Genomic DNA, 1,272 nt, shown 5'->3' with positions numbered 1-1,272 from the left:
GGTTTTTTCACCCAGTCTTTGTCGGACCGTGATCCTGAGCTTTTCGGTTCGATCACGTCCGAACTGGGCCGTCAGCGCGACGAGATCGAGCTGATCGCGTCGGAAAACATCGTCTCTGCCGCCGTGATGGAGGCGCAGGGCTCGGTGATGACTAACAAATACGCCGAAGGCTACCCCGGTCGTCGCTACTATGGCGGCTGCCAGTTCGTCGATATCGCCGAAAACCTGGCCATCGACCGCGCGAAAGAGCTGTTTGGTTGCGGTTTCGCCAACGTGCAGCCGAACTCGGGCAGCCAGGCGAACCAGGGCGTGTTCCAGGCGCTGATCCAGCCCGGCGACACCATTCTGGGCATGAGCCTGGATGCCGGTGGTCACCTCACCCACGGTGCCCGCCCGAACCAATCGGGCAAGTGGTTCAACGCCGTGCAATACGGCGTCCGCAAGGAAGACAACATGCTGGACTATGATCAGGTCGAGGCGCTGGCGAAAGAGCACCAGCCCAAGCTGATCATCGCAGGCGGCTCGGCCATCCCGCGTCAGATCGACTTTGCCCGCATGCGCGAGATCGCCGACATGGTCGGGGCCTACTTGCACGTGGACATGGCGCATTTCGCCGGTCTGGTGGCCGCAGGCGAGCATCCCTCGCCTTTCCCGCACGCGCATGTGGCGACCACGACAACCCACAAGACCCTGCGTGGACCGCGTGGGGGTATGATCCTGACCAATGATGAAGATATCGCTAAGAAAGTGAATTCGGCGATCTTCCCCGGCATTCAGGGTGGCCCGCTGATGCATGTCATCGCAGGCAAGGCGGTTGCCTTCGGCGAGGCTCTGCGCCCCGAGTTCAAGACCTATATCCAGCAGGTCATCACCAACGCGCAGGCCCTGTCGGATCAGCTGATCAAGGGCGGTCTGGACACGGTGACCCACGGCACCGACACCCATGTGGTGCTGGTCGACCTGCGCCCCAAAGGCGTGAAGGGCAACGCGACCGAGAAGGCTTTGGGCCGCGCGCATATCACCTGCAACAAGAACGGCGTGCCGTTTGATCCTGAGAAGCCGACCATCACTTCGGGCATCCGTCTGGGCTCGCCCGCTGGCACCACGCGCGGCTTCGGCGAGGTCGAGTTCCGCCAGATCGCGGATTGGATCATTGAAGTGGTCGACGGTCTCGCCGCCAATGGCGAAGACGGCAATGCCGAGGTCGAAGCCAAGGTCAAAGCCGAAGTCGCAGACCTCTGCGCCCGCTTCCCGATCTATCCGAACCTGTAA

General features: G+C 62.1%; 1 protein-coding gene. It reads left to right on the top strand.

Annotated features, from left to right (window positions below):
• The coding region (gene glyA, locus ACR0C3_RS23275; protein ID WP_480760784.1) for a serine hydroxymethyltransferase at nucleotides 1-1,272 on the top strand (1,272 nt) is incomplete at its 5' end.

This window comes from Ruegeria sp. CK3, assembly GCF_056536565.1.
The sequence above is the reverse complement of the archived record's forward strand: the minus strand, read 5'-3'. Positions and strand labels throughout refer to the sequence as shown.